This is a genomic window from Photobacterium phosphoreum (assembly GCF_002954725.1).
In the GTDB taxonomy this organism is placed as follows: Bacteria; Pseudomonadota; Gammaproteobacteria; order Enterobacterales; family Vibrionaceae; genus Photobacterium; species Photobacterium phosphoreum.
This window is the reverse complement of record NZ_MSCQ01000002.1, coordinates 113,656-133,618: the sequence shown is the minus strand read 5'-3', so window position 1 is coordinate 133,618 and position 19,963 is coordinate 113,656. Positions and strand designations below refer to the sequence as shown.

The following is a 19,963-nucleotide window of genomic DNA, read 5'->3' as shown; positions in this document are numbered from 1 at the left end:
AGTGCCATCGGAACGGAAAAGCCAATGATTGATATCTTGATCAGATCCGCAATATTGTTAAATAGCTATGACAACAAGCAAACGCTTACGTAGAATTTAAACCAACAAATTAACATCCATAGTTTAAAAACAAACAACAACACTATTAATCAACATTATTACTCACATAATTTTCCACGTAAGGAGTATAGACATGGAAACGACACTAAAATTTACAGCTAGCCATGAATGGGTACGTGACAACGGTGACGGCACCATCACAATGGGCATTTCAGATCATGCTCAGAAATTATTAGGTGATGTCGTTTTTGTTGATCTTCCTGATATTGGAGATGCTGCTGATGCAGGAACAACTTTTTCATTAGTTGAATCAGTGAAAGCCGCCTCTGACATTTATGCCCCTGTGAGTGGTCAAATCATTGAAACTAATAGCTCACTTGATGATAGCCCTGAACTGATAAATGAAGACCCTTATGATAGTGGCTGGATTGCTAAAATAAAATTAGACGATATGTCACAACTTACTGAATTAATAGACAGTGATACTTACCTTGCTTCCATCGCTGAAGAATAATGCCACCGCCAAGGAAAGAATGATGACTTCTACTACACTGCTCAGCGATCTCAGTGATGATACTCATTTTGCTCAGCGCCATAATGGTCCGAACTTATCGCAACAACAACAGATGTTAGCGACAATTGGCGCATCGAGTATTGAACAACTCATCCAACAAACCCTTCCAGCGGCTATTGCTTTGCCAGAGCCTATGGCGTTACCGCTAGCACAAAGTGAAGCGAATATGCTCGCATCGCTCAAGCAAATAGCTGCCAAAAACATTATCAATAAAAGCTATATTGGGCAGGGATACTATAATACCCACACCCCGAATGTAATTTTACGGAATATTTTAGAAAATCCGGGATGGTATACCGCCTATACCCCTTATCAGCCTGAAATATCACAAGGTCGTTTAGAATCATTGCTTAATTTTCAGCAATTGATCATGGATATGACAGGCATGGATCTGGCTAATGCTTCGTTACTCGATGAAGCAACCGCTGCCGCAGAAGCGATGACATTGTGCCTTCGTGCAGGAAAAAGCAAAAGCTCACAGTTCTTTATTGCCACCAATGTCCATCCGCAAACCATTGATGTTGTTAAAACCCGCGCCCAATTTATTGGTATTGATATCGTCATGGGAGAGCCTACTGAGCTTCATCAACATGAGGTGTTTGGCGCATTATTACAATATCCAGCAACCAATGGTCAGGTTAATGATTTAACTGATATTATCGCCACCGCACACAACAACAAGATTTTAGTCACCGTAGCCAGTGATCTATTAGCACTCACCTTGCTCACTCCACCTAGTGAAATGGGCGCTGATGTCGTCATTGGCAGTGCGCAACGTTTTGGCGTACCAATGGGCTTTGGTGGTCCTCATGCTGGCTTTATGGCAACCAAAGATCAATATAAACGTACCATGCCTGGGCGCGTGATTGGCGTATCTAAAGATACTAAAGGCAATCGTGCCTTACGTATGGCAATGCAAACCCGTGAACAACATATTCGTCGTGAAAAAGCGACCTCTAATATTTGTACCGCCCAAGCTTTACTTGCCAATATGGCGGCTTTTTATGCGTTATATCATGGTCCCGATGGGCTTAAAAAAATAGGACGACGGATACATCACCTTACCGCGATATTAGCCGCAGGTTTACGTGATAATGGCTTTATCATTGAAAATAGTACCTTCTTTGATACGCTGACATTGATCACCGCTGAACATACTGACAGCTTGTACCAACAAGCATTAGATGCTGGGATTAACCTACGCAAATATGAGCACAAGCTCGGTATCAGTATTGATGAAACCACGTCAGCGCATGACATTGAACTATTGTTAACCTTATTAACCGGCAAAGCCTTGTCGATTGAACATTACAGCAACGCAATTGCCAATGATGAATTTGCTGCTATTCCAATTACTTGTCAGCGACAGAGTGATTACCTTACGCATCCCGTTTTTAATCGCTACCATAGCGAAACCAACATGATGCGTTACATGAAACAACTCGAAAATAAAGACTATTCACTCACCCATGGCATGATCCCCCTCGGTAGCTGCACCATGAAACTCAATGCTGCCGCTGAAATGATCCCTGTCACTTGGCCTGAGTTTGGTCAACTCCATCCGTTTGCCCCTAATTCTCAAACATTAGGCTATCAAGAGTTAGCTCAAAAGCTATCCGCCATGTTATGTACCATCACGGGTTACGATGCCGTCTCACTGCAACCTAACTCTGGTGCACAGGGTGAATATGCTGGCCTAATTGCTATTCAGCGCTACCATCAAGCTAATGGCGATAACCACCGTAATGTGTGCTTAATTCCAAGCTCAGCCCACGGTACTAACCCTGCTTCTGCGGCAATGGTGTCGATGAAAGTGGTTGTGGTAGGGTGTGATGAACAAGGCAATATTGATCTTAATGATTTACAACTGAAAATTGATCTGCACCGCGACAATTTATCTTGCATTATGATCACCTACCCTTCAACCCACGGTGTTTATGAAGAAGGTGTTCAGCAAGTCTGTGAGCGTGTCCATGCTGCTGGCGGTCAAGTGTATCTTGATGGCGCAAACATGAACGCACAAGTCGGATTAACCAGCCCTGGTTTTATCGGTTCAGATGTATCACATTTAAACCTCCATAAAACCTTCTGTATTCCTCATGGCGGTGGCGGCCCTGGTGTCGGTCCTATTGGTGTAAAATCGCACTTGAGTCCTTTCTTACCCGGTCACATTGATAGCCAACAACCACAAAGCAATCAATTCGCGGTATCAGCAGCAGCATTAGGTTCTGCATCTATCTTGCCTATTTCATACGCTTATATTTCGATGATGGGTGAAGCCGGACTGAAAAAAGCCACCGAGTTAGCGATTTTAAATGCCAACTATGTGATGGAGCGTTTACGGCCTCATTACCCGATTTTATATCGAGGAACGCAAGGTCGCGTCGCCCATGAATGCATTATTGATATTCGCCCAATTAAAGCTGCATCAGGCATATCAGAAGAAGATATTGCAAAACGCTTAATGGACTACGGCTTTCATGCGCCAACCATGTCTTTCCCTGTTGCGGGTACGTTAATGATTGAGCCAACAGAATCTGAAGATCTCACCGAACTTGATCGTTTCTGTGACGCAATGATAGCGATCCGTGAAGAGATTAATCAAGTACAGACGGGTATCTGGTCTTTGGAAGATAATCCATTAGTCAACGCACCACATACTCAAGCAGATCTACGATCTACTGAGTGGCTGCATTGTTATAGCCGTGATATTGCTTGCTTCCCATCAATACACACTAAAAACGCTAAATATTGGCCAAGTGTTAATCGGGTTGATAATGTTTTTGGAGATCGAAATTTAATTTGTTCTTGCCCGCCGATGAATAGTTATATTGATGAGTAATATTCTTCTCAATCACTAATTTATTCACATAATCAATAAGCGAATCTAAAGGTTCGCTTTTTCTCTTTTTAACCTTTTCTATCTTTTTATACAATTTTCTCATATTTAAGACTTTCCCTACCCTCGAATGTATTTATATAGTGACAACATATAGTTAGCATTAAACCCGTTATTGCTCTTACATAAAGACTAATACAACAACACTGCACTAAAAAATCAACTCTATGATTTAAAAGACAAAAAAATATGGTCACCATTTAATAGAATTTATTTATCAATAGCCTACCCTCTAAATATAGTTGTTTTAAATAACTAAAAAAATCACATTTAAATCTCATCAACAACATAAATATACAAAGGAAGTATTATGAATAAATTTATTTTAGCAACACTCATTACTACCGCATTGTTCGGGTGTAACTCTAATGATGGTGAGGACGTTATTGTTGATAAAGTTGGCTTAGATATTTCGGCTTTAACTGATAAACAAAAACAAGATTACGCTCAAATTTCTACAGATATCAATGCGTTGGTTTTATTTGTTGCAGGTGTTTGTGTTGATAACCAAGAAAATATCAATCCTGACTTTACAACATTAAGCTGTAATATTGCCGATCATCTTACAAATATAGCCAAAACTGAATATTCAGATATTACGCTAACTAATGGAAAGCTTGATATTACTCGTGAAAATAACGCACAGTTTATTATCAAGACAGACGAAGATGTGAAGTTTAAAGCGCCGACAATTAGTAGCGATACTCTCAGTTACCGCTTCAGTAGCGATAATAGTATTACCGTTCAAATATCAGGTGAAAACGACCAAATACTCACCACCAGTTTCCGCGGTTTTTATACTGATGGTAGTCTCTCTGATAATGGTTCTTGGACCACTGAGTCGATCAAAGACCAATCTTTTACTTTCACTGATGATGAAAATACTCAACTTATCGCACTGACTGAAGGTCAAGCACTCTTAACTGGTAAAGATAAAAAAACCTATAGTTGGTCAACGAATACAACAGGTAAAGTTATCTTAAAATAAAAAAGACAGAGCAATAGAAAAAGTGTTAGTACCCTAACCGTACTAGCACCTTTGCTTTATTTATGCGACACCATTAATTAAAAAACCTACTAAGGATAAATAAATCACTATACAAATCACTATCTTTGAACGAATATAAATCAACATGCATATCGTGATGAAAAGGACTTCTCGATGTATTCATTCTTAAACTCAAAACGTTCCCTCAAAGAGCGATTAGATCTCTTTGTTACTTCAGCACAAAAAATATACCCTGATATTATTGGCATCGCTGTAACACGCATGGATGAACACGATAATCTATACTCTGTTTACCGAAGTGCCGACTATGGTGATAATTTCCCAACCTTTATTTCATCGATCAGTAAATCACCTCGACTGAGTAAAATGCGCACCTCATTAGAACCAAGTATTATTGATAATATGCTTTCTCATCAATCTTCGGTTAAAAGTATTCATTTTCGTTTATTACAGAGTAACTGTATTTCAAGCATGGCATGCCCAATTTATACCAATGATACTTTTATTGGGGTGTTATTTATCAATGCTAAAGTAAAAGATTTCTTTAGTGAAAAAATCAATTATTTCACTACCTTTTCAATTCTTATTACACTTCTGATTAGTGATGATTTTAATAATAAAAAAGCCTTCCATTCTATTGTCAAAACAGTCTTATTATTAAGTCATCATAAAGATCCAGAAACTCAAAATCATTTAAAAAGAGTCGCTGAATATAGTCGTTTAATTGGGCTCTACTTAGCACGAAAGAGAAAATGTGACGGTGATTTTGTTGATTCTGTTTATCATTTCTCTGATATGCATGACATAGGTAAATCATTAATTCCAGAAGATATTTTATATTCAACTGAAATATATACCGATGAAGAAAGAGCAGTGATGAATCAACATCCAGATTTAGGCTGTCAATTGTTATCAAATATATTAACCACTTTTAAATATGATAATAATAAAGAGCTTAGTATTATTCTTAACATTATTCGTCATCACCATGAACGATACGATGGTAAGGGTTACCCTGATAAATTAAAAGGCACCGAGATTCCATTAGAAGCCCGTATTGTCACCGTTGCGGATGTTATTGATGCGCTATTAAGTCATCGTCCATATAAAAATCCATGGTCAATTGAAGATGTCGAATTGTATTTAATAAATGGCTCAGGGACGCTATTCGATCCTCTGTGTATTGATGCCATTTTACACTCACTCGATAAAGTTACACTGATTCAAAGCCGTTATCCTGATGTTATTGAAGAAGAGCTACAAGCGTAGCTCTTATATCAATACGTCGAGCATAACTAACAAATAGTACCGCCAGTTAATTGGATATCTTGTTCATTATCAATCACCGCTTGAGCGGCTACTTTTAGCCCTTTCGCGATCATCTCTAATGACATACTCGGTTGATCAGCGGATATTGCTTGCTCAGGTAATAATGGAATATGAATAAAACCATGACCAATAGCCGTATCACGTAAGTAATGCTGCACACCATAAAACAGATGGTTACAAACAAATGTACCCGCCGTATTTGAAACCTGACACGGGATCCCAGCTTGTTGTAATGCTTGTGCTATTGCTTTAATAGGCAACGTTGAAAAATAGCCATCAGGACCATCAATAACAATGGGTTGATCTATCGGCTGATTGCCCTCGTTATCTGCAATTCGAAAATCATCTATATTAATCGCAACACGCTCAGGTGTTATCCCTGCTCGTCCACCAGCCTGACCCACAGTAATAACAAAATCAGGCTTATGGTGCTTAATTGCATTAATCACAGCATCTATCGCTTTAAAGCGTGTTACTGGCACTTGGCAAATAACAATTTCACCATTATTAAGTACCGCACCATCTAATAGTTTAGCGGCTTCTAATGCAGGATTAATTGCTGCACCACCAAAAGGTTCAAAGCCGGTAATTAGTATTTTTTTCATGGTTATTCGTCCTTTAAAAAGCCAACGTGTACATTAGGATAATATTGAAAGCCAGCATCACTAAGCCTGGTAAAAATTGCGTCATAATTATCTGGTTTTTGTTCTTGAGTTCTAATAGTGCAGCAGGAACAACATTGAAGTTAGCAGCCATTGGCGTCATTAATGTACCGCAATAGCCTGAGAGCATGCCTAATACACCCACGATAGCTGGGTTACCGCCTTGTTCAATGATCAATAATGGAATACCAATACCGGTCGTGATCACTGCAAACGCAGCAAAACCATTGCCCATAACTATCGTAAATAACATCATCCCCACACAATAAGCCACAACATATACTTGCAGGTTATTATCTGGCACTATCATCTTAACTAATTGTGAAACGGTATCACCGACCCCTGCTTGGCTAAATAAATAGCCCAATGCGGCTAAAAATTGTGACAATATGGCTGCCCAGCCAATGCCATCAATTAAGCGACGGCCCTCATTAATACTTTGCGCTGCGGTTCCTTTGGTGATCATTAACGCTACACCAATTGCCAATACTGAGCTAATACCAAGCCCAGTAAGCGCTCCTAAATCAGTACATTGACTAATCACAATGGTACCAATTGGAATCAACACAGCAGGAATAAACAGTTTATTTTTAAGTGTCATCGCACTCTTTGCTTTGGTGCTGTCGTCAGTACTGTTATAAGTACCGACTCCCATAAAACCACCCGTTGCAAGCAAGGTTAACGCCAGCACTAATAAACCAGTTACCCAGTGAGGCATCAATGGACCACACATGAAAGTGATACCATAAATAAGCCAAAACGCACCAGTTCCCCAGCATTTAGCACTGTTGTTATCGGCAAAACTTTGTATCGCAAAAGCAATCAGTAATAAGCCTGTGGTTTGATAAACATACTCAAGCATTATCCTGCTCCTTTAATAGCACTGATTTTGTTGCTAAATGACGCGCTAAGCGCATATCTTCCAATTTGCAACACACAGCAAAGACGGCGAAAGAAGCAATCGCTGTTGGTAGTGCCCATAAATACATTTGATCAAGTTCAACCTCAATACCGTTATCTTCCATCACACCTTTGATCAGTAACAATCCACCCGCACCAATGAACAATAGCTGACTAAAGAAATTACCAAAGTTTTCACTCACGGCAGATAAACAACGAATACGTTGACTTTGCTTATCCGTTAACTCACCGACTTGTTTTTCTGCCGCAGCTTCTGCCATTGGCGCAATTAACGGACGGATCATTGATGGGTGTCCACCTAAATGTAGCCCCATACCATTGGTTAATTTACGCAGCGCAAGGTAGGTCAGTAATACGCGACTTACTGAAGCACTTTTCATACTACCAATTAAGGTTTCAGCCCGTTGACGTAAGCCATAACGCTCTAAAATACCAATCATAGGTAATATAAGAATAAACAGTGACATGTAACGGTTTTTGGTAAATGACTCACCTAAAATAGATAGGATCTCAAATAATGAAATGTGAGCCACTAAACCTGTAACAACACCTGCGGTTAAAATCACTAGCAAGGTATTTAATTTAAATGCTAATCCTGCTGTGATAATCACCACACCAATTAATGGCCATAAATCCACCATGTACGTCTCCCCTGTTATCTGAATAATATGCAATAAACCAATGCCCATTGAGCATGCAACTATCGCTATTAATAATCTTAATATTTGACGGAGATTACGAAAATAAATGTGTAGTTTCCAGTTAAATTTGTAAGTAGCAACCAGCACGATCAATAAAAAATAGACTAATAAACAACAATTTATAAAAACACACTTATTAAAACGTTGTATTATTCTTACAGCCAATAAATATCCTTCCTTATCATGCAAAATATAATACCGCTCATGGTCACAACAAGAAGATTAAATTGATATGCGACGCATAATAATTGATATTTAATGCATACAATATCACTTTATAGCGGATTTTATTTTGCATAGTTCAATTGATCACCCCGTAACGGCGAATTCAAAAAAGTCATGGCAAGTTCCTGACACATTAATCATTATTTTTATGGTCGGTGTATTGGCGACCATTCTGACCTATCTCATTCCTGCCGGTAGTTTTTCGCAACATGCTGTGAGCTTTATTGCCGATGGCGTTGAAAAAACACGTACCGTTATCGATCCTGCATCTTTTAAGTATGCCGTTGATGCTAATGGTGAAAAAATCTATAACACTGTCGGCTTCTTTAGTGCCGGGGGTGGCATTGGCTTGATGAACTTTATGTTTGAAGGCTTAGTATCAGGCAGTAAATGGGGTTCAGCCGTCGGCGTAATTATGTTTATGCTGGTGATTGGCGGAGCATTTGGTGTCGTGATGCGTACTGGTGCCATCGATGCAGGTATTTTAGCGCTGATCCACAAAACTAAAGGCAATGACTTTTTATTCATTCCCGCTTTATTTGTCTTGTTTTCATTAGGTGGTGCTGTATTTGGTATGGGTGAGGAAGCGATTGCATTTGCGATCATTATCGCCCCTCTTATGCTGCGTCTTGGTTATGACGGTATTACTACCGTCATGGTCACTTATGTTGCGACCCAAGTCGGTTTTGCATCATCGTGGATGAACCCGTTTTCAGTTGCTATCGCTCAAGGCATTGCGGGTATTCCGGTACTTTCAGGGATGGAACTTCGTATTCCAATGTGGATCGGTTTCACCTTAATGGGTGTTATCTTCACCATGCGTTATGCGGCGAAAATCAAACGCAATCCAGAGTTATCTTATAGCTTTAAAACTGACCAATTTTTACGTGAAAAAACCGCTGATGTTAAGCCATCACAATGGAATATCGGTTATACCTTAGTAATAGCAACAGTTGCGATCACAACAGGTTGGGTTGTTTGGGGAGTCGTTGCACATGCATGGTATATCCCTGAAATTGCATCACAATTTTTCACGATGGGCTTTATCGCCGGTATCATTGGTGTCATTTTCAAACTCAACGATATGACATTCAACGACATTGCAACCTCATTTAAAGAAGGCGCTGGCGTAATGTTAGCCCCTGCGCTACTTGTCGGTTGTGCTAAGGGCGTATTATTGATTCTCGGTGATGGCTCTGCTGATGAACCTACTGTTCTTAATAGTATTTTAAACAGTGCTGGCGGCGCAATCAGTGGCATTCCAGATGTGGCAGCGGTATGGATCATGTATCTATTCCAATCGGTGTTTAATTTCTTTGTAACATCAGGATCAGGTCAAGCAGCACTAACAATGCCATTATTAGCGCCTTTAGGAGACATTGCTGGCGTTTCTCGTCAAGTAACAGTACTTGCGTTTCAGTTAGGCGATGGCTTTACCAATATCGTAGTACCAACATCAGCATCATTAATGGGCACGTTAGGGGTTTGTCGTATTGACTGGGGTGATTGGATCCGTTTTAGCTGGCGTTTTATGTTGTTATTGTTCATCACTTCAAGTGTGACGGTTGTTGGTGCTCACCTCGCTGGGTTTAATTAATCACATGACCAATACCAATACCAATACCAATACCAATACCAATACCAATACCAATACCAATACCAATACCAATATCATAACGACCCAACTCACAGGCGACATTATTAATAATATTGCGGTGATCTCAGCATTAAATGTGGATGATCTCGCCATTGGGCAGCATCAATTTTGGTTCAACGTTGCCAGCAATGCACTCAATCAAGACCAACATTTACCCGTGTGGGTATTTAAAGGCGAGCAAACAGGTAAAAAAGTGATGATCACCGCTGGCATTCATGGTGATGAACTCAATGGTATTTTAACCGCACAACAACTGGCTCGTCAGCTACAAAACACTGAGATCTGTGGCTGTGTAATCATTGTTCCTGCGATTAATTTATCAGGTATTATTCATCACCATCGTGATTTTCATGGCGCGGATCAAGATTTATCAACCGTCAATCTTAATCGCTATTTCCCTGGTAACAATCAAGGAAATGCGGCTGAACGTTACCTTGCTAAACTATGGCATCATCTACTGCTACCCAATGCTGATATTGCAATAGATTTGCATACTCAAACCACGGGAACCTGCTACCCATTGTATGTATTTGCCGATTTTCGCGTTGAGTCTGCACTAACGATGGCAAGATTAATGGCACCCGATGCGATCTTAAATGATCCTGGTGATCAAGGGGTATTAGAGACAGTATGGAATCAACATGGGGTTAGTGCGATCACAGTTGAAGTTGGCAGTGGTAAAATCACCCAGCCTGAACTCATTACTCGCGCAGTGGCGGGTGTGATGCAAATTATTACCCATCAACAGCCATTAGCAGCGATGACAATTGAACCTTGTGCGATAGAAGCCAGCAATATCACCTCTATTCGTGCAGATATCGGTGGGCTAACACTCGCAAATGTTGAGATGTTAACGTCAGTGAAAAAAGATGATGTAATTGCCACTCAATATGATCTATTTGGTAATATCATTAAACACTACACCGCGCCCTGTGATGGCACCGTATTAAGCCATAATACTGATGCTTTACGTGACGCTGGTGCATTAATTGTACGTCTTATTCATGATTAATATCTAACCTTTCTTATCACCACAATACCCATGCTAGGCTAGTGATTAGCATGGGTTATTGCTAATCTAACATCTATTGCCATTAAACATTCATCACCCACCTAAGCACCCTTTTTACTACCAAGTTCATATAAATAAATACCACTAGCCGTTAATTTGTCATAATTATCAGGGATCATTTACCAACTATGATGCAATTTATGCTTTACTTGAGTAATAATAATTACTTAAAAGCATAATAAAGGAATTTTATGGTGACGTATCTCAAATCAATCAAATATCTATTTGTCGTGTTACTGCTAACACAACTAACAGGCTGCGGTATTAACACAATTCCCACTCTTGATGAACAAGCCAATGCTGATTGGGCTCAAGTACAAAATAACTATCAACGTCGAGCGGACTTAATTCCCAATTTAGTCGCAACGGTTAAAGGCTATGCGGCTCACGAAAAAGACACGTTAACTGCGGTGACAGAAGCACGATCTAAAGTATCCTCAATGCAAGTCACGCCAGAAACACTCAATAACCCACAAGCCTTTAAGAAATTTGAAGCGGCTCAAGGCCAATTAAGCAGCGCGTTATCTCGATTAATGGTTGTGTCTGAACGCTACCCTGATCTAAAAGCTAACCAACAATTTATTGCACTTCAAGCACAGTTAGAAGGTACAGAGAATCGTATCGCTGTTGCACGTCGCGATTACATTAATGCAGTGAGAGCCTTTAATACTGAAATTCGCACTTTCCCAGGTCGTTTATGGCACTGGGCAATGTACAGTGATCTAACAATCAAACCTAACTTCACAGCAACGACCCCTAACGCTGATGTTGCACCTAAGGTTACGTTTTAAATGAAAAAACTCCTACTTATCTGTGGGCTTTTGTTGTTCATCAGTCAGAGTGCATTTGCTGCAATCACTTTTCCTGCATTAACAGGGAGAGTGGTTGATGACGCTCATATGCTCAATCAAACGCAAACACAACAACTCGAACAGACGCTCATCGCAGAAGAAAAATCATCATCCAATCAAGTAGTGGTAGTAACCGTCCCCTCAACTAATGGCATTCCTATTGCCGATTATGGCTATCAGTTAGGTCGTGCATGGGGAATTGGTCAGAAACAACATGACAATGGCGTATTGTTAATTATCGCTAAAAATGACAAAAAAATGCGTATTGAAGTCGGTTATGGCTTAGAAGGTGCGCTACCTGATGCGATTGCGATTAATATCATTAACCAGCAGATTAAACCGGCTTTCAAAGCGGGTCAATTTGCAACGGGGATTGATAATGGTGTCACGGCAATCATTGCTGCGATCCATGGCGAATATAAACCCGTCGTTACTGAGGATAAACCACCTTACGATTTCTATTTGTTTATTCTGTTTGTGGTTATTATTCAAATTGTCGCTTTTAGCCGTCGACGCCGTAATCGTTCAACCTATTATGGTCGTGATGGTGACGTATTCAGCAGTGGTGGCTTTGGTTCATCAAACCGCGGTGGCTCTAGTGGCTTCGGTGGTGGCAGTGGTGGCGGTAACAACAACGGTGGTTTTAGTGGTGGCGGTGGTGGCTTTGGCGGCGGCGGTGCATCAGGAGGATGGTAATGAAATTATTTACAAACGAGCAGCTACAAACGATTAGCCAAACCATCAGTGATATGGAAAAAACCACTGACGCTGAGTTAATCTCTGTGATGGCAACCAAAGCTGACGATTATTACTTTGTTCCGACATTATGGGCGGCCATTATTGCGCTGTTTGTTCCGGCACTGTTAACGATTACCCCATTATGGTTAGAGCTAACCGATATTTTATGGGTACAATTAAGCGCCTTTATTGTCCTAACATTGATCTTTCGTATTCCAGCAATTAAGTATCGGTTATTGCCTAAAGCAGTTAAACATCGTCGTGCAAGTCTTATTGCCCGCGAGCAGTTTTTAGCCAACGGTATTCATCGTACTAAACAGCATTTAGGGGTGATGATCTTTGTTTGTGAAGCGGAGCATTATGTCGAAATTCTAACGGATTACGGTATTAGTGAGTGTATCAGCGATGAAGCATGGCAACGTTTAGTACGCGATTTTACCAAAGATGTTAAAGCAGGCAGAACATTTGAAGGCTTTATTCAGTGTTTGCAGCAATCAGGTAAATTATTGACTAATGCCCTACCTTACACGGAAGAAAAAAATGAATTACCCAATTGTTTAGTCGTTATTGATTAACGTGTAAAACAATCTGTTATTCATATTAATTGTTGAAATAGCTTTTGGGTTATTTCAACAATTAATTTAACTCTATCAGTTTCTACCCCTTCACCGCTGATCTTTATCCATATTGGTAATTAATCAAAATGGTGATCTTTCAGCCATTGATCCCAATTATCAATCTTTAATCTTTTTTGAGTCCTTGCAACATTCACCACTAACATTGTGAAGGTTGGACTGAAGGTTGGACAGCCATATATTTTTTATTATGGGACAGCCAAAAGATCAAAGATAATTGGACACCCATATGTTGTAATTCGCTCACTAGAAGTAACCTTGGTGTTGCTGTTGTTACCCATAATTGTAATGTAAAGTTATAACGACCCTTTTACCTTGTTTTACATGCATACATTTCTATTTCTTTGGTTGATTTATATCAACAAAAGCCTAATTTATAGCATTGACCTGCAGATGCAGATAGAATGCCCCCTCAAAAAATCACAATAAAGCATTGAGTGGGTTATTCGCATGAGTAGAAAAATAGAATTATTGGCACCAGGCGGTGACGTAGAAGCAATTAAAGCGGCGATTGTTGCTGGTGCAAATGCCGTCTACTGTGGTTTAGATATGTTCAATGCCCGTAACCGTGCGTCCAATCTTTCATATGATGAGCTAAATGGCGTATTACGACTAGCACACGAGCACAACTGTGAAGTCTTCTTAACCCTCAATGTGGTGATATTAGAGCACGAGGTTGTTAGCTTAGTACGCTTGCTGAATAAGCTGGTTAACAGTGGTATTGATGGCATCATCGTACAAGATTTAGGTATCTTCAACATTGTTAAAAAGCATTTCCCATCATTACATATCCATGCTTCTACTCAATTAACAACCCACAACGAAGGTCAGATTTTATTCTTACATAAAATCGGCGCAACACGGGTTAACTTATCTCGTGAGCTCAACCTTGGTGAAATTAAAGCACTAACAACTGTCGCCCATGATCATGATGTATTAACTGAAGTCTTTGTCCATGGCGCACTATGTATCGCTTTCTCTGGCCAGTGTTACTCAAGCTCAGTCAGTGTCGGCAACTCAGGTAACCGTGGTCGTTGTAGCCAAGCCTGTCGTGACGAATACGAAGTGACCGCTGAAGGTCATCGCTTCCCACTTAACTTAAAAGATAATTCAGCCTACTTTGATTTACCTGAATTGGTAGACGCTGGGGTTGATTCGTTAAAAGTCGAAGGCCGTATTAAAGGCGCTCACTATGTTTACACTGTCGTTGATACATGGCGTAAACAGATCAATAACTTTATTGAATCAGGTAAATTATTAGCTGACGACAGCAACTTACATAAAGTTTTTAACCGTAGCTTCACTAACTCATTTTTACAGGGTGATCTAAACAAGAAAATGTTTACCGATAACCCTCGTGATAACAGTGTCAATTATGCAGTTGAAAAAAGTGATGCTATCTCAGTGGTTCAAATCCACGATGTAAAACAAGATCTTTATAATGATAAAAATGCACTAGGCGCGGAACTAGCCGACAAAATAAAAGACTTAAGCATCGATAAAGTCGCCTTAACGTTCGCTTTTACTGCCAAAGAAAACACGCCGTTAACGCTTAATATTATGGCGGGTAATACCTCATTTGAAGTAAAAACTGATTCGTTATTACGCGTTGCCGATGAAATTGCAATTACGCCAGAAACCATTGATAAACGCTTCCGTAGTTTTAGTAATGCGACGTTTGATCTTGCGCCAATGAACTTTGACAACTTTGATGCCAACTTAACGGTACCGTTTAAAGAAATTACAGAGCTAAAAAATCAAGCTGCGTTCTTATTAAACGGCTCACGTAATGTGATTAAACATGTTGATTTACCCGCATTACCTAAGCACGAGAAAGTATCACCGACACCTAAATTATCGTTGATGATTGCCAATGAACAAGATTTGTACCTTGCTGATGTGACAGATGCTGATATCTACTTCAAACTCCCTGAAAGCTTGAAAAAGAACTGTCTTAAACACATTACGTTATTGCAAGAAAATCCACGTTTAATTCCTTGGTTCCCTGCTGTATTGATTGGTAAAGATTACTTAGAATCCGTCAAAATTCTTGAGCAAGTAAAACCTAAGCGTATTGTGACTAATAATACCGGTATTGCTTATAAAGCGTATGAAATGGGTATCGAATGGGTGGCAGGACCGTTCTTAAATACCACCAACTCACACGCCCTTCTTACTCTGAAAGAAGAGTTAAACTGTGCGGGTGCGTTTATTTCTAACGAGATCAATCGTGGTCAAATCAGAAATATTACCCGTCCAGAAAACTTTAAGCTCTGTTACAGCATTTATCATCCAATCCTGATGATGACCAGTCGTCAATGTTTCTTCCAACAAACCGTTGGCTGTAAGAAACCGGCAATTGAAGCTGGCTGTATGCTGAAATGTGAAAAAGCAACAACCATTACTAATGTGAAAGGTATTTCGTTTGCGGTTGATAAGCAAAAAGGCGGTTACCCAAGTATTTACAATCATGAGCAGTTCCTAAACTTTGATGCAGTGAATGATTTCTCGCATTTATTTGACGAGTTCTTTATTGATTTAACCAACATCGGTGCAGGTTCTAAGCAAGAACAAGACAAAGTAGAGCTAATCAAGCACTTTGAGGCACTACTGGCTGGTAATGATGACGCTAAAGCTGAATTGGATAATTTAGTGCCTATTTCAACCAATGCCCAGTATGTTCAGGGATTATAAGCGTTAACGGTACGCTTTAGGTTCTAAACCACTAAACCACATTAGACAGCCAGCTATTTTAGGGGCTGTCTTTTTTATATGTTAGGGAATGCGGAATACAGCGGGGAATACCAGTGAACCGGAATACAGCGGAATACAGCGGAATACAGACATGGAATACAGGACAGCCAAATATTTTATTATTAAATAGAGCCTCTAAAAAACAAACCATTCCACCGGTAACAAACTCTTTTACTGTAAAAATTACACCCTATTATTTAAATTCTTCGCTAAATCTGTCACATCCCTATATTTCAGGATCAACAATGCCCACAATCCTGACGGTTATTGCAGTATGTTTATCTATAAATAAAAAGCGTATTTAATTAGGATGTAACTGGTGACTCGCCGACTTTCCTTTGCACCACTGTCCACCAATACGTTGTTTGAATGCACACATCTGTAACCATTTACCGCTCACATTAGCATAGCGTTCCATAAACTGTTCACTATGCTCAAGCCAAGCATCTGCTGTTATTCCTAATTGTTGCAAAATCTTTGGTTGGCTAGATACAATGAACCCTTTTTTATCATTTCGAATACATCGGCCTGTCCAGTCAATAAGTTCGAGATAATCAGCAAAAGCAAAGTTTATACCTGCTTTTTTAGTTTGATGCTCAGCACCAACAAAAGGTAATAATTGAAATGGGTTAACATTTGATGGCTCTTTCTTTGAACTAGAGGCTTTAACTTGATGATATTCACGAATACGTTGCTGGATCGAGGTAAAATCTGATTGCTCTAATGATGGTGTAACGCCAGCCCTAATAGGATTTAAATCAACATACATCATGCAAGATAGTAACGCTTGTTCATCCAGTAGCGCTTGAGACTTAAACCGCCCTTCCCAAAAAGCTCCTTTACATTGATCTTCTTTATTGGCTTTTCGTGCTATTTCTTCATTAAGACAACGCATAAACCAGCTAATGCTACCTAATCGTTGTTGCCATTCAGCCACTAAATTTGATAGTGCCTGTTGTTTATCCGAGTCGATTTGACCCTCTTTTAAAAAATCGACAGCAATAGGATGACCATTAAATAACTGTAACCAACGCGATATTACCTCTTCAGGGGTTAGCTTTTGTTGTTGCTCGGTATCTATTTTTAGCACCAAATGATAATGGTTACTCATCACAGCATAAGCGCACACATCAATGCAAAATACAGCGGCTAATTGTTTGATTTTATTTACTATCCAACCTCGACGATGGTGATAGTTTTTACCATTATATGGATCGTCTCCACACAAATACGCGCGACGTACACAGCGGTTAATCACATGATAAAAAGGCGTTATTTGAGGCTCTATTAATTTTCGTCTTGAGGTTGTCATTCACTTCACCATAAGCAACTTGAAGCTTAAGTGTAGTGACTAATGGTTGATGTGCAAAGTTATGGCTGTCCTATTTATTCTATTTATTACCTTAATAACCCACTATCACTTCATAGTAAAAGTTATGGATATCCTATGTGTTTTTTCGCGGTGAAACATTCAAATTATCGACAAAAAAATTCAATAAAGAATTTGCAAAACCTATTGGTGACGACTTTATGCGTATATTAACCTTTTGTCATACGCTTAAGGTATTAAATTTAAATAAGTATTCGCCATGGTGATAATAAGTAGAGGTATTGTAATCTTTATGTTACCGTTAATTACATTACAAAAATGGGGAGTAAAAATAACAATGAAGGATTTAGTAGTATTAATTAGCGGTTTATTAATTTCTAGCGCAGCAATGGCGGCAACGGGTGAGATTAATCCAGCAACAGCTACGACAGCTGGTAACGCAACAGTGATTAATAATAACAGTGAGTCTATAAAAAGTCTTAACGTAATGCGAGGCGAAGACCACGCAAGTATTCAAAAAGACATGAAAGACATTAATACCAATGCTAAAGCATCAGCGGCTAACAAAGCTAGTTCAGATACTAACGCGGCAGGTGTAGCAGATAATCATGCGGGTCTAGTAGTAGCAAAAGCCGCTATTGATACCAACACAGGCAACATCGCAACTAACACAGGCAATATCGCAACTAACACCAAAGATATCAAATCTAATACTGACGCCATTAGCAATCTTGCGAATAGCACTAATCAGCGTTTCAGCAAAGTGAATAACCGCATTGATGCAACACAAGCAATGACTCAGGCTGTCGTCAATGCGCGTCCAATGGTAACAGGTGATAAAACTGCAATTGGTGTTGGTGCTGGTTTTGCTGGCAGTTCACAAGCTATCTCTATCGGCCTTGCTCATGGATTCGGTAATGGTTGGTCATCTTCTACAACAATTGCACAAACGACAGGTGCTACAACTGATTTCAGTGGCGGTGTTGGTGCACAATACGCATTCTAATATTTAAATTACGTTATTGATTTAATTAAAATCCACCTTATAGGTGGATTTTAATTAAGTACAAACGCACTGAATTTTAGACACAATTATGCTACAAGTGCGTAAAAACGCTCCCACGCTGGTAACGAATCATGTTCCATAATCTGCCCGCACTTAATCATCGTCCATGTTTATTGACCGGCCACAGTTGCTAAAGCTCCTACTTTTTATTTTCAACCTAATTCTTGACCATTTTTTTCTTGATTAGTCGATAATTCTGCTCAATGATATTGAAAATAGTTTTGGACAAATAGTTTTGGACAGCCAAATATTTGGTTATTAAATAGAGTTCCAAAAAACAAACCATTCTACCGGTAACAGACTCTTTTACTCTATAATTTACAGCTCATTATTTACATTCATCGTTAAATCCGTTCTATTTTCATATTTCAAGATCGACAACGCCCACAACCCTGACGGTTATTGCTGTATGTTTATCTATAAATAAAAAGCGTATTTAATTAGGATGTAACTGGTGACTTGCCGACTTTCCTTTACACCACTGCCCACCAATACGTTGTTTGAATGCACACATCTGTGACCATTTACCGCTCACATTAGCATAGCGTTCCATAAACTGTTCACTATGCTCAAGCCAAGCATCTGCTGTTATTCCTAATTGTTGCAAAATCTTTGGTTGGCTAGATGCAATAAACCCTTTTTTATCATTGCGAATACACCGGCCTGTCCAGTCAATAAGTTCGAGATAATCAGCAAAAGCAAAGTTTATACCTGCTTTTTTAGTTTGATGCTCAGCACCAGCACCAACAAAAGGTAATAATTGAAATTGGTTAACACTTGATGGCTCTTTCTTTGAACTAGAGGCTTTAACTTGCTGATATTCACGAATACGCTGCTGAATTGAAGTAAAATCAGACTGTTCGAGTGATGGTGTAACGCCAGCCCTATGGTTGATGTGCAAAATTATGGCTGTCCTATTCTCCTCTATTCTCCTCTCCCGCATTACTTTCTTTTAATTGTTTCACAACTTTTATACCATAGAGATTGCACGAAAAAATCTTCATGATTTAATTGTGATCCTCCTGGATTTGAATATTGAGCATAACCATTTTTTGTGATTATTTTAATTTTACTTCCCCAATCGTTGCATAAATAAATAATGGCCTCTTGGGTTTTTTGAACACTACAAGCTGCTGACATTGATGATGTGTCACTTGGATCAAATTTGAATGTCATTTTTACCCAATTAGTATCAAGATTATGTTGTTCATAGATACACGTTGCGCTTTTCGGTATAAAATTTGGAACCCAGCCTCTTTTAATTAAGCCTGATTTTTCTAACGAAACATAATTCTTAAAATATGACTTTGGTTGTTCTAAAGAATAAATATACTCATAAGAGGCGATGGTCGCTATAATAATAAAGAGTATCGATATTATTAAAGTCTTCATTAGCATATAACCTCGCTATAACATGTACTGCACTTAATGTTCTAAACTAATTTACACTTTAAGCTATAAATTCAGAAATAAACAGCCA

17 protein-coding genes are annotated in these 19,963 nt (G+C 39.3%); 11 read left to right on the top strand and 6 right to left on the bottom strand.

Annotated features, from left to right (window positions below; all coding sequences use genetic code 11):
• The first annotated feature begins 193 nt into the window (after positions 1 to 193).
• The 4 genes from gcvH (at position 194) to BTO21_RS12725 (ending at position 5,811) form a co-directional block, all read left to right on the top strand.
• Positions 194 to 574: a glycine cleavage system protein GcvH gene (gene gcvH, locus BTO21_RS12740; protein ID WP_045032379.1), complete on the top strand. Its 381-nt coding sequence runs from the start codon at positions 194 to 196 to the stop codon at positions 572 to 574.
• A gap of 22 nt (positions 575 to 596) precedes the next feature.
• Positions 597 to 3,476 carry an aminomethyl-transferring glycine dehydrogenase gene (gcvP, locus tag BTO21_RS12735; RefSeq protein WP_045032377.1) on the top strand — a complete coding sequence of 960 codons (2,880 nt, stop codon included), beginning with the start codon at positions 597 to 599 and terminating at the stop codon, positions 3,474 to 3,476.
• 367 nt (positions 3,477 to 3,843) lie between these two features.
• Entirely contained in the window at positions 3,844 to 4,521 is a 678-nt protein-coding gene (locus BTO21_RS12730; RefSeq protein WP_045032376.1) for a hypothetical protein, read from the top strand.
• A gap of 174 nt (positions 4,522 to 4,695) precedes the next feature.
• Positions 4,696 to 5,811 (top strand): HD-GYP domain-containing protein, encoded by a 1,116-nt coding sequence (locus BTO21_RS12725; protein ID WP_052672728.1) that lies wholly within the window; start codon positions 4,696 to 4,698, stop codon positions 5,809 to 5,811.
• A 26-nt stretch (positions 5,812 to 5,837) separates the two neighbouring features.
• Here the strand turns inward: BTO21_RS12725 and pcp are convergent, their stop codons facing one another.
• Genes pcp through BTO21_RS12710 form a run of 3 tightly spaced genes read right to left on the bottom strand, consistent with a single transcriptional unit; the run spans position 5,838 to position 8,095 of the window.
• Positions 5,838 to 6,476, bottom strand: coding sequence for a pyroglutamyl-peptidase I (gene pcp / locus BTO21_RS12720; RefSeq protein ID WP_045032373.1), 639 nt, complete (start codon positions 6,474 to 6,476; stop codon positions 5,838 to 5,840).
• Positions 6,477 to 6,489: 13 nt separating this feature from the next.
• Positions 6,490 to 7,395 (bottom strand): DUF979 domain-containing protein, encoded by a 906-nt coding sequence (locus tag BTO21_RS12715; protein ID WP_045032372.1) that lies wholly within the window; start codon positions 7,393 to 7,395, stop codon positions 6,490 to 6,492.
• Positions 7,388 to 8,095 carry a DUF969 domain-containing protein gene (locus BTO21_RS12710; protein WP_045032370.1) on the bottom strand — a complete coding sequence of 236 codons (708 nt, stop codon included), beginning with the start codon at positions 8,093 to 8,095 and terminating at the stop codon, positions 7,388 to 7,390. The genes BTO21_RS12715 and BTO21_RS12710 overlap by 8 nt, the downstream gene beginning before the upstream one ends.
• 433 nt (positions 8,096 to 8,528) lie before the next feature.
• Here BTO21_RS12710 and yfcC point away from each other — a divergent pair, with 433 nt between their 5' ends.
• From yfcC to BTO21_RS12680, 6 genes are all read left to right on the top strand, one after another.
• Entirely contained in the window at positions 8,529 to 9,977 is a 1,449-nt protein-coding gene (gene yfcC / locus BTO21_RS12705) for a putative basic amino acid antiporter YfcC (RefSeq protein WP_211298259.1), read from the top strand.
• 76 nt (positions 9,978 to 10,053) lie between these two features.
• Positions 10,054 to 11,049 carry a succinylglutamate desuccinylase/aspartoacylase family protein gene (locus BTO21_RS12700; protein ID WP_045032387.1) on the top strand — a complete coding sequence of 332 codons (996 nt, stop codon included), beginning with the start codon at positions 10,054 to 10,056 and terminating at the stop codon, positions 11,047 to 11,049.
• Between the two features lie 251 nt (positions 11,050 to 11,300).
• Positions 11,301 to 11,900, top strand: coding sequence for a LemA family protein (locus BTO21_RS12695; RefSeq protein WP_045032367.1), 600 nt, complete (start codon positions 11,301 to 11,303; stop codon positions 11,898 to 11,900).
• The gene (locus BTO21_RS12690) at positions 11,901 to 12,656 is read left to right on the top strand and encodes a TPM domain-containing protein (protein ID WP_045032365.1); all 756 of its coding nucleotides are present in this window, start codon (positions 11,901 to 11,903) and stop codon (positions 12,654 to 12,656) included.
• On the top strand, positions 12,656 to 13,273 hold the full coding sequence (locus BTO21_RS12685) for a TPM domain-containing protein (protein ID WP_045032363.1): 618 nt from the start codon (positions 12,656 to 12,658) through the stop codon (positions 13,271 to 13,273). The genes BTO21_RS12690 and BTO21_RS12685 overlap by 1 nt, the downstream gene beginning before the upstream one ends.
• 510 nt (positions 13,274 to 13,783) lie before the next feature.
• Positions 13,784 to 16,027: a peptidase U32 family protein gene (locus BTO21_RS12680; RefSeq protein WP_045032361.1), complete on the top strand. Its 2,244-nt coding sequence runs from the start codon at positions 13,784 to 13,786 to the stop codon at positions 16,025 to 16,027.
• 361 nt (positions 16,028 to 16,388) lie between these two features.
• Here BTO21_RS12680 and BTO21_RS12675 read toward each other — a convergent pair whose 3' ends face one another.
• Positions 16,389 to 17,399, bottom strand: coding sequence for a transposase (locus BTO21_RS12675; RefSeq protein WP_105026840.1), 1,011 nt, complete (start codon positions 17,397 to 17,399; stop codon positions 16,389 to 16,391).
• A gap of 355 nt (positions 17,400 to 17,754) precedes the next feature.
• Between BTO21_RS12675 and BTO21_RS12670 the strand changes: the two genes are divergently transcribed.
• The gene (locus tag BTO21_RS12670; protein ID WP_128973073.1) at positions 17,755 to 18,423 is read left to right on the top strand and encodes a YadA-like family protein; all 669 of its coding nucleotides are present in this window, start codon (positions 17,755 to 17,757) and stop codon (positions 18,421 to 18,423) included.
• Positions 18,424 to 18,919: 496 nt separating this feature from the next.
• On the opposite strand, the gene BTO21_RS12665 is transcribed toward BTO21_RS12670, so the two are convergent.
• Complete coding sequence (locus tag BTO21_RS12665; RefSeq protein ID WP_052672634.1) at positions 18,920 to 19,384, bottom strand: hypothetical protein; 465 nt, start codon at positions 19,382 to 19,384, stop codon at positions 18,920 to 18,922.
• 41 nt (positions 19,385 to 19,425) lie between these two features.
• Positions 19,426 to 19,875: a YbbD-related protein gene (locus BTO21_RS12660; protein ID WP_128973074.1), complete on the bottom strand. Its 450-nt coding sequence runs from the start codon at positions 19,873 to 19,875 to the stop codon at positions 19,426 to 19,428.
• Positions 19,876 to 19,963 lie beyond the last annotated feature (88 nt).

Coding starts and splice junctions, on each gene's coding strand:
- gcvH (WP_045032379.1), top strand. CDS start 194: ATGGAAACGACACTAAAATTTACAGCTAGCCATGAATGGGTACGTGAC.
- gcvP (WP_045032377.1), top strand. CDS start 597: ATGACTTCTACTACACTGCTCAGCGATCTCAGTGATGATACTCATTTT.
- BTO21_RS12730 (WP_045032376.1), top strand. CDS start 3,844: ATGAATAAATTTATTTTAGCAACACTCATTACTACCGCATTGTTCGGG.
- BTO21_RS12725 (WP_052672728.1), top strand. CDS start 4,696: ATGTATTCATTCTTAAACTCAAAACGTTCCCTCAAAGAGCGATTAGAT.
- pcp (WP_045032373.1), bottom strand. CDS start 6,476: ATGAAAAAAATACTAATTACCGGCTTTGAACCTTTTGGTGGTGCAGCA.
- BTO21_RS12715 (WP_045032372.1), bottom strand. CDS start 7,395: ATGCTTGAGTATGTTTATCAAACCACAGGCTTATTACTGATTGCTTTT.
- BTO21_RS12710 (WP_045032370.1), bottom strand. CDS start 8,095: ATGGTGGATTTATGGCCATTAATTGGTGTGGTGATTATCACAGCAGGA.
- yfcC (WP_211298259.1), top strand. CDS start 8,529: ATGGTCGGTGTATTGGCGACCATTCTGACCTATCTCATTCCTGCCGGT.
- BTO21_RS12695 (WP_045032367.1), top strand. CDS start 11,301: ATGGTGACGTATCTCAAATCAATCAAATATCTATTTGTCGTGTTACTG.
- BTO21_RS12690 (WP_045032365.1), top strand. CDS start 11,901: ATGAAAAAACTCCTACTTATCTGTGGGCTTTTGTTGTTCATCAGTCAG.
- BTO21_RS12685 (WP_045032363.1), top strand. CDS start 12,656: ATGAAATTATTTACAAACGAGCAGCTACAAACGATTAGCCAAACCATC.
- BTO21_RS12680 (WP_045032361.1), top strand. CDS start 13,784: ATGAGTAGAAAAATAGAATTATTGGCACCAGGCGGTGACGTAGAAGCA.
- BTO21_RS12675 (WP_105026840.1), bottom strand. CDS start 17,399: ATGACAACCTCAAGACGAAAATTAATAGAGCCTCAAATAACGCCTTTT.
- BTO21_RS12670 (WP_128973073.1), top strand. CDS start 17,755: ATGAAGGATTTAGTAGTATTAATTAGCGGTTTATTAATTTCTAGCGCA.
- BTO21_RS12660 (WP_128973074.1), bottom strand. CDS start 19,875: ATGAAGACTTTAATAATATCGATACTCTTTATTATTATAGCGACCATC.